The sequence below is a fragment of the Micromonospora sp. NPDC005174 genome (genome assembly GCF_040608495.1).
Classification (GTDB): Bacteria; Actinomycetota; Actinomycetes; order Mycobacteriales; family Micromonosporaceae; genus Micromonospora.
Map to the genome: position 1 here is coordinate 14,733 of NZ_JBEXIJ010000010.1, position 13,570 is coordinate 28,302.

At 72.7% G+C, this 13,570-nt stretch carries 11 protein-coding genes and 1 riboswitch; of the genes, 4 read left to right on the plus strand and 7 right to left on the minus strand.

All coding sequences use genetic code 11. The annotated features are described in order from the left end of the window. Positions 1-83: 83 nt before the first annotated feature. Positions 84-890: an SDR family NAD(P)-dependent oxidoreductase gene (locus ABZU91_RS13805; protein ID WP_355238899.1), complete on the minus strand. Its 807-nt coding sequence runs from the start codon at positions 888-890 to the stop codon at positions 84-86. A 151-nt stretch (positions 891-1,041) separates the two neighbouring features. Continuing rightward, positions 1,042-1,131, plus strand: a riboswitch (ZMP/ZTP riboswitch). An 18-nt stretch (positions 1,132-1,149) separates the two neighbouring features. On the opposite strand from ABZU91_RS13805, the gene ABZU91_RS13810 reads away from it, so the two are divergent. Further along, a complete protein-coding gene (locus ABZU91_RS13810) occupies positions 1,150-2,586 on the plus strand; it encodes a glycine hydroxymethyltransferase (protein WP_355238902.1) in 1,437 nt (478 codons plus the stop codon). Between the two features lie 77 nt (positions 2,587-2,663). Here ABZU91_RS13810 and ABZU91_RS13815 read toward each other — a convergent pair whose 3' ends face one another. The 6 genes from ABZU91_RS13815 to ABZU91_RS13840 all read right to left on the minus strand — a co-directional run bounded on the left by ABZU91_RS13815 (position 2,664) and on the right by ABZU91_RS13840 (position 8,931). Next, positions 2,664-2,924, minus strand: coding sequence for a hypothetical protein (locus tag ABZU91_RS13815; RefSeq protein ID WP_007460594.1), 261 nt, complete (start codon positions 2,922-2,924; stop codon positions 2,664-2,666). Beyond that, positions 2,924-4,240 carry a PLP-dependent aminotransferase family protein gene (locus tag ABZU91_RS13820; protein ID WP_355238905.1) on the minus strand — a complete coding sequence of 439 codons (1,317 nt, stop codon included), beginning with the start codon at positions 4,238-4,240 and terminating at the stop codon, positions 2,924-2,926. Before ABZU91_RS13820 ends, ABZU91_RS13815 begins: the two co-directional genes overlap by 1 nt. A gap of 4 nt (positions 4,241-4,244) precedes the next feature. Further along, complete coding sequence (locus ABZU91_RS13825; RefSeq protein ID WP_355238908.1) at positions 4,245-5,360, minus strand: alpha-hydroxy acid oxidase; 1,116 nt, start codon at positions 5,358-5,360, stop codon at positions 4,245-4,247. After that, on the minus strand, positions 5,353-6,339 hold the full coding sequence (locus ABZU91_RS13830) for an alpha/beta hydrolase (protein ID WP_355238911.1): 987 nt from the start codon (positions 6,337-6,339) through the stop codon (positions 5,353-5,355). The genes ABZU91_RS13825 and ABZU91_RS13830 overlap by 8 nt, the downstream gene beginning before the upstream one ends. A 9-nt stretch (positions 6,340-6,348) precedes the next feature. Then, a complete protein-coding gene (locus ABZU91_RS13835; RefSeq protein ID WP_355238914.1) occupies positions 6,349-7,560 on the minus strand; it encodes a cytochrome P450 in 1,212 nt (403 codons plus the stop codon). A 66-nt stretch (positions 7,561-7,626) separates the two neighbouring features. After that, on the minus strand, positions 7,627-8,931 hold the full coding sequence (locus ABZU91_RS13840; RefSeq protein ID WP_355238917.1) for an SGNH/GDSL hydrolase family protein: 1,305 nt from the start codon (positions 8,929-8,931) through the stop codon (positions 7,627-7,629). 285 nt (positions 8,932-9,216) lie between these two features. Here ABZU91_RS13840 and ABZU91_RS13845 point away from each other — a divergent pair, with 285 nt between their 5' ends. The 3 genes from ABZU91_RS13845 (at position 9,217) to ABZU91_RS13855 (ending at position 13,173) form a co-directional block, all read left to right on the plus strand. Then, positions 9,217-10,782 carry an AMP-binding protein gene (locus tag ABZU91_RS13845; protein WP_355238920.1) on the plus strand — a complete coding sequence of 522 codons (1,566 nt, stop codon included), beginning with the start codon at positions 9,217-9,219 and terminating at the stop codon, positions 10,780-10,782. After that, positions 10,779-11,999: an MFS transporter gene (locus ABZU91_RS13850; RefSeq protein ID WP_355238923.1), complete on the plus strand. Its 1,221-nt coding sequence runs from the start codon at positions 10,779-10,781 to the stop codon at positions 11,997-11,999. The genes ABZU91_RS13845 and ABZU91_RS13850 overlap by 4 nt, the downstream gene beginning before the upstream one ends. Before the next feature lie 268 nt (positions 12,000-12,267). After that, the gene (locus ABZU91_RS13855) at positions 12,268-13,173 is read left to right on the plus strand and encodes an aminoglycoside phosphotransferase family protein (protein WP_355238926.1); all 906 of its coding nucleotides are present in this window, start codon (positions 12,268-12,270) and stop codon (positions 13,171-13,173) included. The last annotated feature ends 397 nt before the right edge of the window (positions 13,174-13,570 follow it).

Genomic DNA, 13,570 nt, shown 5'->3' on the forward strand with positions numbered 1-13,570 from the left:
GAAAGTGCAAGATCGCGGGAGGCGAGGCGAGGCGGGGTCGGGGAGGCGGGGGCGGGGTCGGGGTCGGGGTCGGGGGCGTCGGGTCACTCGCCCGAGCCCGGCTTGGCCATGAGACGGTGCTGTTCGGACTTGAGCTTGTCCGGGATGATCTTCCCGGCAGCCGTCTGCACCTTGTTGATCAGTGAACCCGCCGTGACGGTCTGGTCACCCTTCATCATCGCCGCGAAGCCCTGCGCGGCTACCTCGGCCGGGTCGTCCTTCTTGCCGGAGCCGACCCGGGTGTCCCGCATCTCGGCCCGGTCGAAGAAGGCGGTGTCGGTCGGCCCGGGCATCAACGCGGTCACCGTGACGCCGCTGTCCTTCAGCTCGTTGCGCAGCGCCTCGGCGAAGGACTGCACGAACGACTTCGAGGCGTTGTAGACCGCCTGGAAGGGGCCCGGCATCGTCGAGGCGATCGACGAGGTGAACAGCACGCGGCCCGCGCCCCGCTCGACCATCCCGGGAAGCAGTCGCTTGGCCAGGTGCACCGTCGACCGCACGTTGAGGTCGACGACCTCCAACTCGTCGCGCAGGTCGGTGCCGCCGACGAACGCGCCCCCGGCGCCCCGCCCGGCGTTCAGCGCCAGCGCGTCCAGGGGACGTCCGGTCGCGGCGACGGCGCTCACCAGCTCCTCGACGCCCTGCTCGGTGGACAGGTCGACGCGTACCGGATGGATCTGGACGCCGCCGTCGCGGCGCAGCTTGTCGGCCGCCGCGGTGATGCCGGCGTCCTCGGCGGCCACGATCAGGTCGAATCCGTGCTCGGCGAACTGCACGGCCAGTTCGTACCCGATGCCGCTGGACGCTCCGGTCACCAGAGCTGACGGTCGACCGGTGGTGGGTGTGGTCATGGGTGTCGACTCCTCTCGTGGCAGGGACTGCCGCACCCGTTGCCGGCGCGACGTCCCCCTTGTCGAATGCCCGAGCGCGGGCCGTCCAACCACCTCGGCGCGCTCGCGTCGGGAGTCGCGCGGCTCGGTCGACGCCCGGCCCGGTAGGATCGGCGCGGGCCGTTACTGGCGCGTTGGGATGGACAACCATCGGGGAGCGGCCCCGTCACGAGGACGTTTGCCGAGCGCCTGGGCCTTCCGCACGTACGTAGGAGGTCGCATGTCGCACAACGCCGAGTCCAGCGCATTCCGGAGCGCCCTCGAGGTGATCCGGGCCGTCGAGCCGCGGGTGGCCGACGCCATCGGTGCCGAGCTGACCGACCAGCGGGAGTCCCTCAAGCTCATCGCCAGCGAGAACTACGCCTCCCCGGCGACGCTGCTGGCGATGGGCAACTGGTTCAGCGACAAGTACGCCGAGGGCACCGTCGGCCGCCGCTTCTACGCCGGCTGCCAGAACGTGGACACCGTCGAGGCGCTCGCCGCCGAACATGCCCGGGAGCTGTTCGGCGCGGCCCACGCGTACGTGCAGCCGCACTCGGGCATCGACGCCAACCTGGTCGCGTTCTGGGCGGTGCTCGCCGACCGGGTCGAGTCCCCCGCCCTCAAGAAGGCCCAGGTCCGTCAGGTCAACGACCTCACCGAGGCGGACTGGTTCGCGCTGCGCCGCGAGCTGGGCAACCAGCGGATGCTCGGCATGTCGCTGGACGCCGGCGGGCACCTCACCCACGGCTTCCGGCCGAACATCTCCGGAAAGATGTTCGACCAGCGCAGCTACGGCACCGACCCGGCGACCGGCCTGATCGACTACGACCGGGTGGCCGAGGCGGCCCGCGAGTTCAAGCCGCTGATCCTGGTGGGCGGCTACTCGGCGTACCCCCGGAAGGTGAACTTCCGGATCCTGCGCGAGATCGCCGACTCGGTCGGCGCGACCTTCATGGTCGACATGGCGCACTTCGCCGGTCTGGTGGCCGGCAAGGTCTTCACCGGCGACTTCGACCCGGTGCCGCACGCGCACATCGTCACCACCACCACCCACAAGTCGCTGCGCGGCCCGCGCGGCGGCATGGTGCTCTGCCAGCCGGAGCTGGCCGACCAGGTCGACCGGGGCTGCCCGATGGTGCTCGGCGGTCCGCTGCCGCACGTCATGGCCGCGAAGGCGGTCGCGCTCGCCGAGGCTCGCCGCCCGGACTTCGCCGACTACGCGCAGCGGATCGTGGACAACTCGCAGGCCCTCGCCGAGGGGCTGCTGCGCCGGGGCGCGACGCTGGTCACCGGTGGCACCGACAACCACCTGGTGCTGATCGACGTGTCCGGCTACGGGCTCACCGGCCGGCAGGCCGAACAGGCACTGCTCGACTCGGGCATCGTCACCAACCGCAACTCGGTCCCGCAGGACCCGAACGGCGCCTGGTACACGTCCGGCATCCGGATCGGCACCCCGGCGCTGACCACCCGGGGGCTGGGCGCCGCCGAGATGGACCAGACGGCGGAGTTGATCCACACCGTGCTGACCAACACCACGGCCGGCGCCAACGCCGACGGCACCCCGTCCAAGGCGAAGTACACGCTCGACGCCGACCTGGCCGACAAGGTCTCCCGCCAGGCCACCGACCTGCTGGCCCCCCACCCGCTCTACCCGGGCATCGACCTGGCCTGACGGCCGGCCCCGACCCCGCACGCCCCCGTCGATCATGGAGCCGTGGTGTTTCCACGATCGACGGGGCGCGGCGGGGGTCAGTTCAGGGGGCGCTTCAGGTGGTAGCGGTGGACCTCGGTGCTGCCCTGGACGTTGTTGACGTCCTCGGCTGCCGACACCAGCTCCCAGCCCTCCCGGCCGGCGCGGTTGAGGTGCGCGATGGCCGTGTCGCCGTAGGCGGTGATGTCCTTGCGTGACCCGTCCGGGCCGTACCAGACGAACGAGACGGTGAAATTGCGACCCTGTCCCTGATAACGGCGGACGAGCAGGGCGTACTCCCAGGCAACCATGCGGCCCATTATGACCGTCCACCCAGGAGCTCGTCAGTGATGAGGGCGGCGAGCCGGTCCAATCCCACGTCGATCTGCTCCGGTGTCACCGCGCTGACCGACAGCCGCAGCGCCCGCACCGGCGCGGTGTCGTCGTAGAAGTGCGCCATCGGGGTCCAGAGCACGCCGTAGTTCCGCGCCGAGGTGTCCAGCAACGCGTCGTCGACCGTGAACGGCACCGTCACCACCACGAAGAACCCACCGGCCGGCACCGTCCAGCGCACCTCCGGGCGGTCCGCGAAGCGCCGGGCCAGGCCGGCCACCAGGTGGCGCAGGTTGCGGGCGTACGCGGCCCGCTCCCGGGTGTTCGCGGGCACCAGGCTGCACCCGTGCTCCAACAGCCGCCCACCGATGACCGCCTGCGCGAGGGGTGAGGTGTTCACGGTGACCATGCTCTTGATCATGGCGAGCTGGTCGGCGAACGGGCCGAGCCGGCCGTCCGGTCCGGCCACCCGCTGATCGGCGACCACGTAACCCACCCGCGCGCCGGGCAGCACCGTCTTGGCGAAGGAGCCGAGATAGACGACCCGCCGGTCGGTGTCCAGCGCCTTCAGGGTCGGCGGACGCGGCCCGTCGGCGACGGCGAACAGCCCGTACGGATTGTCCTCCAGCAGCAGCAGGTCCTCCTCGGCGGCCAGCGTGAGCAGCCGCTGCCGGTCGGCGACGTCGATGCTGACCCCGGACGGGTTGGCGAAGTCCGGCATCACGTAGCAGGCACGCGGCCGCAGGCCGGCCTCCCGGGCCCGACGCGCCTGGGCCCGCAGGTCGGCCAGATCCACACCGGACGGTCCGCCCGCGACCGGCCACACCGGCAGGTCCACCAGCCGGGCCGCACCGGTCAGCCCGACATAGGTCGGGGCGACCGCCAACAGCACGTCCGTCGGCCCGGCCCGCAACGCCCGCAGCACCAGGAACATGGCCTCCTGGCAGCCGACGGTCACCACCACGGCCTCCGGGTCGACGGTGATCCCCTCGTCGAGGGCGAGGTTGCGGGCGACCAGGTGGTGCACGATGCCCTTGGTCCGGCCGTACTGCAACAGCAGCCGTCGCGCCTGCTCGGCCGAATGTCCCAGCTCGTCCACGAGATGCCGGTGGAACGTGTCCAGGTGCCGGTGCACCGCGGCGACGTCGAGGAACTCCTCGTACGGGCGGCCGGCCGCGAGCGACACCGCCGTCGGGTACCGTTCGGACACCTCGTTGAGGAAGTTCATCGAGTTCAGCGCCGGATCGCCCAGCGCGGGGTGCAGGTCGGCGACGTCGAGGTCGGCCGGTTCGGTCGGGGCCACCGGATCAGCCCGTCCCGAGCGTCCGCAGCCCGGCCGCCGCCGTCGGATCGGCACAGCCGGCGAGGGTGAGCGCGTCCCGCACCTCGGCGGCGAGCAACGCCAACGCGTCCTGCGCGCCCTGCCGTCCCCCGACGGCGAGCGCCCAGAGCAGCGGACGGCCGACCAGGACGCCCGCCGCGCCCAGCGCCAACGCCCGCAGCACGTCGCTGCCGCCACGAATGCCGCTGTCGAGCAGCACCTGACAGCCGTCGCCGACCGCGTCGACGACCTCCGGCAGCATGGTGACGCTGGCCGGCGCGCCGTCCAACTGTCGACCGCCGTGGTTCGACACCACCACCGCGTCCGCCCCGATCCGCACCGCCTCGATCGCGTCGCGGGGATCCAGCACCCCCTTGACGACAAGCGGCAGGTCGACGTGCTCGCGCAGCCAGGCCAGGTCCGCCCAGCGCAGGGCCGAATCGAACGACGCGTCGGTGTGCGCGGCGATCGCGGAGACACCGGGAACGCCCGCGTGGGCGAGCGTGTCCCTGCCGTACGGCAGGTTGGCGGCGACCACGTCGGCCGGCAGGCGGAACGCGTTACGCAGGTCGCGGGGGCGTCGGCCGAGCACCGGGACGTCCACGGTGACGACCAGGGCGCGGCAGCCGGCCGCGACGACCCGGTCCAGCAGGTCACGGACCAGGGTTCGGTCGCGCAGCCAGTAGAGCTGGAACCAGACCGGGGCGCCGGTGGCGGTGATCTGTTCGATCGGCGTGCTGCTCAGGGTGCTCGCCACGTAGGGCACGCCCGCCGCACGGGCCGCCGCCGCCAGGCCCGCCTCTCCGTCCGGGTGCACGAGCCGCTGGTAGGCCATCGGCGCCACCCCGACCGGCAGCGCGTACGACTGGCCGAGCAGCCGGGCTCCGGTGTCCACCGTGTCCCGGCCGCGCAGCACCCGGGGCAGCACGGCGACCCGGTCCAGCGCGACCCGGTTGGCGGCCAGGGTCACCTCCGCCCCGCCACCACCGGAGACGTAGTCCCACACGTCCGGGGCCAGCACCGCCCGCGCCCGCTCGCCGTAGTCGGCGAACGTCACCTCGGGCGTCGCGGTCGGCCGGTCGGCCAGGGCAGGCTCAACCACCGCGTACCCCCGTGCCCTCCGGCTCGGCCGGAGCCGCCTGTCGATTCGCCGGCAGCCCGAACCGGTCCCGCAGGAACGCGGCGGCGCTGTCCTGTGCGCGCCGGCCGTCGGTGAACACGCCGGGCATGGCGAAGAACCCGTGGATCATGCCCGGGTAGTGGTCGACGCGGGCGGGCACACCGGCGGCGCCGAGCCGCTCGGCGTAGCGCTGCCCCTCGGCGCACAGCGGGTCCAGCTCGGCGGTGATCACCAGGGCCGCCGGCAGGCCGGACAGGTCGTCGGCGCGCAGCGGCGACGCCAGCGGGTCCCGCGACTGCTCCGGTTCGGCCAGGTAGTGCGTCCGGTACCAGGCCACCGAGTGGCGGTTGAACAGGGTGGGGTCGTCGCCGACCGGGCCGGACGGCTCACCGCCGATGTCGGTGTTCGGGTAGACCAGCAGTTGCGCGGCGAGCGCGGGCCCGTCCGCGCGGCACAGCAGGGTCACCGCCGCGGCGAGGTTCCCGCCGGCGCTGTCCCCGCCCACCGCCAGCCGGGTCGGGTCCACGCCGAACCGGTCGGCGTTCTCGGCGATCCAGACGGTCGCGGCGTGACAGTCCTGCACCGCCGCCGGAAAGGGGTGCTCCGGCGCCAACCGGTAGCCGACGGTCACCACCTGGCACGGCACCGCATTGGCCAGCCGTCGGCAGATGCCGTCGGCGGTGTCGATGCTGCCGAGCGTCCAACCACCGCCGAAGAAGTACAGCAGGGTGGGCAGTGGACCCGACCCGGCCGGCCGGTACACGCGGACGGGCAGGTCACCGCCCGGGCCGGGGACGTGCTCGTCGCGTACCTCGAAGACCTGCTCGACCGCGCCGCCGCCGGCGCGGATCGCGGCCAGGTCCGCGGCGCGGGCCTCGGCGAGGGTCTGCACGTACAGCGGCGGTGTGCCCGCCGCGGCGCGGGCGGCGCGGTAGGCCGCCACCTCCGGATGCAGGGCCATGCTGATCTCCTATCCGCCGGTGCTGACCAGCAGCTTGTCGATGCCACGCAGGAAGAGGCTGCCGCTGTACGTCGGGGTCTCGGTGACCGCGAGCCGGGGGAACCGGGCGAACAGGCGGGGCAGCGCGAGACGTCCCTCCAGTCGGGACACCGCCGCGCCGAGACAGAAGTGCAGGCCCACCCCGAAGGCCAGCGACGGCGGGCCGGTGCGGGTGGGGTCGAAGACGTCCGGATCGGGGAACCGCGCCGGGTCGCGGTTGGCCGCGCCGACGATGATCAGCACGTTGGCGTCCCGGGCGACCGGAACACCGGCCAGCACCGTGTCCTCCGGCGCGGCCCGGGCGAGGAAGTGCACGGGACTCTGCAGGCGCAGTACCTCGTCGACGCATCCGGAGGCTAGGGCGTCGTCGGTGGGCAGCGCGGCGACCGTCTCCGGGTGGGCCAGCAGCAGCGGCAGGCCGTTGCTGAACATGTAGACGGTGGTGACGAAGCTCGCGTTGAACAGCACGATCAGATTGCTGATCAACTCCTCCTCGGTCAGCTCCACCTCACCCGAGCCGACCGCCTCCACCAGCGCGCTGATCAGGTCCTCGCCGGGCGTACGACGGCGGTGGGCCAGCAGATCCCGGTAGAACGCCCGCAGCTCCTGCGCCGCGGTGTTGGCCGCGGCCAACCGCTGCGGGGTCTTGCCGGCCACGTCCAGGAACTCGTCGATGCGATCCACCCGGTCCCGGTACCAGGGCAGATCCCCCGCCGGGATGCCGATGAACTCGGCCATCACCAGCGCGGGAATCGGGTACGCGAAGTCGGCCACGAAGTCGACGACGCTGTCACCGGCGTCGGCCATCCTGTCCAGCAACTCGTCGACGACGCGCAGGATCACCGGCTCCAGGGCGCCGAGGCGACGCGGGGTGAAGGTGCGGGAGAAGACCTGCCGCATCCGGGTGTGGTCGGGCGGGTTGATGAACATCATCGACGTCTGGAAGGTCTGCAGGATCTCGTGCTCCTCCCAGCCGGGCGGCGGCTGTTTGGTCCACCGAGGATCGCGCAGCATCTGATCGATCACGTCGTAGCCCACCGCCACCGCCGCCACCGTGCGGTGCTCGGCGCGCGGCGGCACCGCGCTGACCGGCCCGAGCCGGTGCAGGCGCGCGTACCACGGGTACGGATTCTGGCGGCCCTCTTCGCTGTAGAGGCCGGTGAGCAGGTCCTGCACCGTCATGACGTACTCCTCCCCAGGATGTCGGTGCTCCGGGGGCGGCGGGGTCACCCCGCCGCCCCCGGGGTGTCACAGGCCGAGCAGCCGTAACGGCACGGCGTCGGCCATCGCCTTGTTGCCGGCGTCGTTCGGGTGGATGTGGTCCCCCGAGTCGTACGCGGGCAGCAACTGGCTGGGCTTGGCCGGGTCACGCAGCACCCGGTCGAAGTCCAGCAGTCCGTCGAACTCCCGGCTGCCCCGCAGGTACGTGTTCACGGCCTGCCGGGTGGCCTCCTTCTCCGGCGTCCACACGCCCGGAGCGCCATGCCCCTCGTACGGCGTCAGCGTGGCCACCAGGCTGGTCAGCCCGCGTTGCTGGAGTTGCTGATTGATCTGCCGCAGGGTGGCGATGATCGCCTCCGGCGAGTCGTTGGACATCCAGATGTCGTTGATGCCCAGGTGCGTGACGACGGTACGCACCCCGGTCTGGGCGAAGACGTCCTCGTTGAGGCGGGCCGCCGCGTTCGGACCGAGCTGGAAGTAGCCGGGGTAGTCGGCCGCGCCCGGCTCGGTGCCCTCGTGGTTGAGGCGGTTGCCGGCGAGGCTGAGGTTGAGCACGCCCGGGGTGCGCTTGTCGGGCCGGTCGGCGAGCAGCCGGTCGGAGAGCAGGTCGGGCCAGCGCCGGTTCGCGTTGACGGTGCTGCCGTTGCCGTCCCCGATGGAGTCGCCGAGCACGACCAGCGCCCCCGGGCTGGCCCTGCGCTGCACGTCGACGCCGGACAGGAAGAACCAGCAGCAGGTGGGACGGATGGTGAAGCCCGCGCCGTCGGCCGCCCCGGTCAGGTCACCGGCGCCGATGAAGTTCGTCTGCTGGGACTGCCCGTGGAAGGTGGTCGGCCCGGTCGGCGTCGGGAAGTGCAGGGTGATCACCAGGTCGCTGTCGTCCGCGACGGCGAAGGTCAGCGGGTCGCTGAGCAGCTCCGCGCCCCGGTTCATGGTCGCCGAGGCCGCGCCGGTGAAGGTCAGAGCCCGCAGCGTGGCCGGGTCGACGTCGGACACGTCGTCGACGGTCGCGGTGTTCGGTCGGGCGACGGTGGCGCGGCCCACCCGGACCGCCTGCTCGCCGTAGAGGTTGCTCAGCCGTACGCGCAGCGCCGGGCCACCCACCGAGACGTGCACGACCATCCGGACGCTCTGGTCGTTCAGGCCGGTGTTGGTCAGACCGACCGAGTTTCCCCGGGTGACGGCCGCGGCCCAACTGCCCGCCCACTCGTCGCGGTCCGGCCGGCCGGCGGCGGTAGGCGATCCACCAGCGGTGGCGACGACGGCGGGTGTTCCCGTGACCAGTAGCGCCGCGACCGCGGCGACCACGTGCCATCTCTTCGGGGTCGACATTGAACCTCCATCGTGTGGCAGCCCAGGGCCATCCGCTGACGGCTCCCGCCTGGACGATGGTCCAGAAACCTAGCCGCCGCCGATGACGGGCGTCAATCGACTGATCGACACGATCAAATGTCCTCCGGGCCTGCGGTTTCGCCCTTCGGCCCGGTCCCGGCGCGCCCTCGCCGGCCTAGGCTCGCAGGCGGCGGCGGTGCGGTCGCCGAACGCGCCCTCACCGCCCGCGACGTCGCCGGGAACCGACCCGGAGACCGCCGCTCGAATCCGATGGGGGTTTGCCGGATGACTGAGGGACCCGGGCACGCGACCTATGTGGACAGGGCGCTCGACCTCTTCGCCGACTTCGGCGACCGGGAGGCGCTGGTCGGCGGCGGGCAGCGCCTCACCTACACCCAGGCCGCCGCGCGCACACGCGCGATGGCCGCGGCCCTGACCCGCCACGGTGTACGGCCCGGGGCGGCGGTGCTGGTGACCATGGCGAACGCCGTGGAGGGTCCACTGCTCCAGCTCGCGCTGCACCTGATCGGCTGCCGGACGATGTGGGTCGCCCCGGTCACCGCCCGCCGGGAGGTCGACGAGTTCATCCGGCTGGCCCGCCCCGACGCCCTCGTCTACGACGCCCGTGACCCGGCCAGCCTGGGGGCGGAGCTGGCCGCCGCGCTGCCCGGCGTACCGGTGTGCTGCCTGGGTCCCGGCGGCGCGGGCCCGGACCTCACGGCCGACACCGAGCCGGACGGTCCCGTGGCGCTGCCGACGGCCGCCGCCGCGCCGGAGTCGTTCCTCCAGACCAGCGGCACCACCGGCGCACCGAAGCTGGTGCACCACACCGAGAGCTTCTACGCCCAGATCCTCACCCTCGCTGCCGACTTCCGCGCGGCCGGGTTCCCGCTGCTACGGCACCTGTCGCACTCGCCCATGTGGCTGGCCAGCGGCCAGATCACCACCCTGTTCAACCTGTTCACCGGCGGAGTGCTGTTCCTGCGCGACGACTGGGACCCGACGGCGTTCGTGGCCACCGTGCAGCGGGAACGGATCAACTCCACCTTCGTGACCCCGCCGATGCTCTACGAGCTGCTGGACCACCCGGCGCTGGTGGGCGCCGACTTCTCCGCCATGTTCATGTTCAACGTGGGCGCCGGGCCCGCCGCGCCCGCCCGGCTCCGCCAGGCCATCGCGCGGTTCGGCCCGGTCCTGCGCATCGTGTACGGCCTCAGCGAGGCCGTCGTGATCACCGCGCTGCCCGGGCTGACCGACGACCCGGAGCACCCGGAACGGCTGCGCTCCTGCGGGCGACCCTACGGCGACGTACGGATCGAGATCCGCGACGAGGACGGCGCCGTGCTGCCACCGGGGCACGACGGCGAGGTGTGGGTGCGTAGCCGGCTCAGCTTCGCCGGCTACCACGGGCAGCCCGAGCTGACCGCGCAGACGCTCGTCGACGGCTGGGTCCGCACCCGTGACATCGGCCACCTCGACGAGGACGGCTACCTCTACCTGGTCGACCGGGCGCACGACATGATCGTCACCCACCGGCGGAACTGGGCCATCTTCTGCCGCCCGATCGAGGACGTGCTGGCCGGGCACCCCCAGGTACGGTCCGCCGCCGTGATCGGCGTACCGGACGAGGAGGTCGGCGAGGTGCCGTTCGCCTACGTGGTGACCGCGCCGGACGCGACCGTGACGGTGGCGGAGCTGATCGACCTGGTGACCGCCGAGCTGAACGAGATGTGGGCGCCCGCCGGGGTGGAGTTCGTCGACAGGTTGCCGGTGAACCGTTCGGTCAAGGTGGACAAGCGGGCGTTGCGCGCGGAGTACGCCGCGCGGCGGGCGGCGGCGGTCGGCGCGTGACACCCCGCCGGCAGTTGGTCGTCCTGGTCGGCGCGGACCTGGTCTCCAACCTGGGTACGCGCATCTCGGTGGTGACCATCCCCTGGCTGGTGCTGGTCACCACCGGCAGCCCGACCAAGATGGGTCTGGTCGCGTTCGCCGAGACGCTGCCGTACCTGCTGTCCAGTGCCCTCGGCACGCCCTGGGCGGACCGGATGGGCCTGCGCCGGACCTCGATCCTGTGCGACGCGGGCAGCGCGGTGGCCATGGTCGTCGTCGCGCTGACCCCGTGGCTGGGCTTCGCCCCCCTGGTGGCGCTGGTCGCGGTCGCCGGGGCGCTGCGCGGCATCGGGGACCGCGTCAAGCACGTCATGTTCCGGCCGGTCGCCGAGGCCGCCGGGGTGCCCCTGATCCGTCTCACCTCGGCCTACGACGGGTTGAGCCGGGTCGTGACCTTGTTCGGCGCCGCCGTGGGTGGCCTGTTGATCGCCGCGTTCGGGGTGACCGAGGCGATCCTCATCGACGCGGCCAGCTTCGGGATCTGCGCGCTGCTCATCGGCCTCCTGGTCCGCCCCCCGGCCGCCCCGACGGCCCCCGCCGCACCGGTGGGCTACCTCCGCGCGCTGCGGGACGGCTTCGGCTACCTCGGTCGGGACCGACCGCTGCTGGGCATGCTGGTGGTCGTCTCGGCGCTGAACATGGTGGCCAACGCGAGCGTGGCCGTCTACATCCCGTTCTGGGTCGCTCGGGAACTGCACGGTCCGAGCGGGCTCGGCCTCGTGCTGGCGGCGTTCTCGGCGGGCGCGCTGCTGGGAAACGTGGCGTTCACCGCGCTCGGACCCCGGCTGCCCGGCCGACTGACGTTCCTGATCGGCGCGACGGTCGCCGGCACACCCCGGCTGGTCGCCCTGGCGATCAGCGACGAGCTGCCGGTCGTCCTCGTGGTCACCTTCCTGTCCGGGGTCGGCATCGCGGCGGTCAACCCGCTGCTCGGTGTGGCGCTCTACGAACGGGTGCCACCGGACCTGCAGACGCGGGTGCTCGGCATCGCCGGATCGCTGGCCTTCGTCGGCCTACCGGTGGGCGCGCTGCTCGGCGGCTGGTCGGTGGACGCGTTCGGCCTCACTCCGGCGCTGCTGGCCATGGCGGCAGCCTGCCTGCTCGTCACCGCATTCCCGCTGGTGGCCAGGGCGTCCAACCCGAAGGCGCCGACGCCCACACCTGCCGCCACCGCCTGACGTCCCGCGGCGCAGCAGCGCAGCGGCCCAGCGGCCCGCAACCGTCTCGTGCGCCTCCTTTGCTCTGCTTCAACCCACGCACCACTTTCGAGGGCTCGGTGTTGCCTGGGTTGAAGCAGAGCAAAGGGGGCAGGTGAGGTACGGCCAGGCCCGCACCTACCGGACACCTGGACCTCCAAAGGCACCTGTCCCGAGCGCTGGCTCGACCTGTCCCACTGTCGGCGCAAATCGGTTGCGGGCGGCCGGCGGCGCCCGCAGGCTCGGGCGGATGAGCGCACAGCCCGCACCCGACGTGCCGCACAGTGACGAGACGACGGCCCGGCGCATCGACGTGGACCTGGTCCGCCGACTGGTCGCCGAGCAGTTCCCGCGGTGGGCCGACCTGCCGGTGCGCCCGGTCGAGGTGGGCGGCTGGGACAACCGGACCTTCCACCTGGGCGACGAGATGACCGTCCGGCTGCCCAGCGGCGAGGGGTACGTCCTCCAGGTAGCCAAGGAGCAGCGGTGGCTGCCCGTGCTCGGCCGGTTGCTCCCGCTGGAGATCCCCGTGCCGCTGGCCCAGGGCCGACCGGGCGCGGGTTACCCGTACTCCTGGTCGGTCTACCGCTGGATCGACGGACACACCGCCCGGCCCGAGCGGATCGACGACCTGACCCGGTTCGCGACGGACCTCGCGGCCTTCCTGCGGGCGCTGCGCGCCGTCGAGGCCACCGGCGGCCCGGCGGCCGGCGGGCACAGCGCCTGGCGCGGAGGACCACTGTCCACCTACGACGCCGAGACCCGGGCGGCGATCAAGATTCACCGCGACCGGCTGCCCGTCGAGGCGGTCACCGCCATCTGGCAGGACGCTCTCGACGCCACCTGGGCAGGGCCGCCGGTGTGGTTCCACGGCGACGCCGCGTACGCCAACCTGCTGGTCCGCGACGGGCGGCTCGCCGCGGTCATCGACTTCGGCTGCTGCGGCGTCGGCGACCCCGCCTGCGACACGGTGATCGCCTGGACCCTGCTGCACGGCGCCAGCCGAGCGGCGTTCCGCGACGCGGTCGACGTCGACGCGGCCACCTGGACGCGCGGACGCGGCTGGGCGCTGTGGAAGGCGCTGATCACCCTCGACGGTCCGGACCCCGCCGGGGCCCGACGCGTGATCGACGAACTGCTCGGCGAGCAGCGCTGAGGCATTCTCAGTGGCCAGCCGCCGTCGGAGTCGGGTGTTCGGTGCGGCAGCCGGGCAGCGCAGCCGCGACCCGGCGGCCCGGGGCACCCGCAGCAGTTGACCGCACGCGCAGGCGAACACCGGCTGAGCTGCCCGTAGGTAGTCATCGCGGGTACGCCGGGGCCAGCTCCCGTGGCAGCGGTGGCAGCGCTTCGGCGGATAGCTGTGGTACCGGCACGCCGAGCAGCAGGCCCGCGAATCCCCACGTGAACGTGACCGACCGTCGCCACCCGACCACTCCAGCGCGCCGACGCCTTTTCGACAGGCCATCGTTCGTCCTCCGTTCGCCGCGCGGTCGTCCGGACGTCGGCGGCAGCGACTACCGTCGGCCGGCGTCACCGGGACGTCCCGCCCACCA